This is a genomic window from Phenylobacterium sp. (assembly GCF_036723115.1).
GTDB lineage: Bacteria > Pseudomonadota > Alphaproteobacteria > Caulobacterales > Caulobacteraceae > Phenylobacterium.
Genome location: NZ_DAIMHV010000260.1, coordinates 1 through 1,642, shown reverse-complemented (window position 1 = coordinate 1,642; position 1,642 = coordinate 1). Strand labels below are relative to the sequence as shown.

Annotated in this window: 2 protein-coding genes; one reads left to right on the top strand and one right to left on the bottom strand. The window is 72.5% G+C overall.

Annotated features, from left to right (window positions below):
* Positions 1–663 (bottom strand): L-threonylcarbamoyladenylate synthase (locus tag V7D28_RS15270; RefSeq protein WP_333588234.1); only part of this gene is annotated, 663 nt, incomplete at its 3' end.
* A gap of 99 nt (positions 664–762) precedes the next feature.
* Here V7D28_RS15270 and V7D28_RS15265 point away from each other — a divergent pair.
* The coding region (locus V7D28_RS15265) for an acyl-CoA dehydrogenase family protein (protein WP_333588233.1) at positions 763–1,642 on the top strand (880 nt) is incomplete at its 3' end.

Sequence of the window (1,642 nt, the reverse complement as noted above, 5' to 3'; positions counted from 1 at the left end):
GTGCCGGGCCAGGCGGCCGGGGGAGCGGCGGGCGTCGTCCTCCGCCTCGGCCAGGGGGCCGATCACCGCCTCGATCTGCGCCCGCGTCACTGCCCCGGGGCGCAGCAGGCGCGGGGCGTCCAGCAGGCCCACCACGGTGGATTCCAGGCCCACGCGACAGGCGCCGCCGTCCAGGGCCGCAGCGACGGACCCGCCTGTCTCCTCCACCGCATCGGCGTAGCAGGTGGGGCTTGGCCGGCCCGACCGGTTGGCCGAGGGCGCCACCAGCGGCGCGCCGACGGCGGCGATCAGGGCCTGGGCCACGGGATGGTCCGGCGCGCGCACCGCCAGGCTGTCCAGCCCCGCCCGCGCCAGATCGCACACCGGCCCGCCAGGGCGGAACGGCAGGACGAGGGTCAGGGGGCCCGGCCAGAAGGCCCGGGCCAGGTCCCGGGCGCGAGAGTCGAACACGGCGGCCTGTTCGGCCATGGCCAGATCGCTCACATGGGCGATCAGCGGGTTGAAGCTCGGCCGGCCCTTGGCCGAATAGACCGCGGCCACGGCCCGGGCGTCGGCGGCGCACGCGGCGAGGCCATAGACCGTCTCGGTGGGCATGATGACCAGTCCGCCCGCCTGCAGAGCCTGGGCGGCGGCGAGAATCTCGGCGGGGGCGGGCGAGCTCATGGGCAGGGAGATAGCGGCAAAGGCGCGTCCTGTCCCGCCAGGGCCTGGGCGCCGTAGCGTCAAGACGCCTAAATAGGCGGCCCCACACAGGAGTTCTCCATGTCCTTCCGCGCGCCGGTCGCCGATCTCGCCTTCGCCCTGAAAGCCGCCGGGCATGACGCCCTGCTGGGCGAAGCCTATCCGGACCTGGACGCCGAAACGGTGCAGGCGGTCCTGGAGGCGGCGGGCGCCTTCACCACCGACGTTCTGGCCCCCCTGAACCGGGCGGGCGACAAGCACGGGGCGCGCCACGAAGGGCGGGCGGTGACCGCGGCGCCGGGCTTCGCCGAGGCCTATCGCGCCTTCGCCGAGCAGGGCTGGAACAGCCTGTCGGCCGCCCCGGAGCACGGCGGCCAGGGCCTGTCCAAGGCCATGGAGCTGGCGGTCTTTGAAATGGTGCATGCCGCCAACATGGCCTTCGGCCTCTGCCCCATGCTGACCCAGGCGGCCATTGAGGCGCTGGATCTGCACGGGACCGAGCGGCAAAAGCGGCTGATCCTGCCCCGGCTGATCTCAGGGGAATGGACCGGGACCATGAACCTCACCGAGCCCCAGGCCGGCACCGATCTGGCGGCCCTGACCACCCGGGCCGAGCCGGACGGCCAGGGGGGCTACCGCCTCTATGGCCAGAAGATCTTCATCACCTGGGGCGACCATGATGCGGCGGACAATATCTGCCATCTGGTCCTGGCCCGCCTGCCCGACGCCCCGCCAGGGGTGAAGGGCATTTCGCTGTTCCTGGCCACCAAGCGCCTGGTGGACGAGACCGGCGCCCTCGGCGAGGCCAACGCCCTCCATCCCGCCTCCATCGAGCACAAGCTGGGGATTCACGGCTCGCCCACCTGCGTGATGATGTTCGAAGGCGCCCAGGCCGAACTGGTGGGGGAACTGAACCAGGGCCTGGCCCACATGTTCGTCATGATGAACGCCGCCCGCCTGC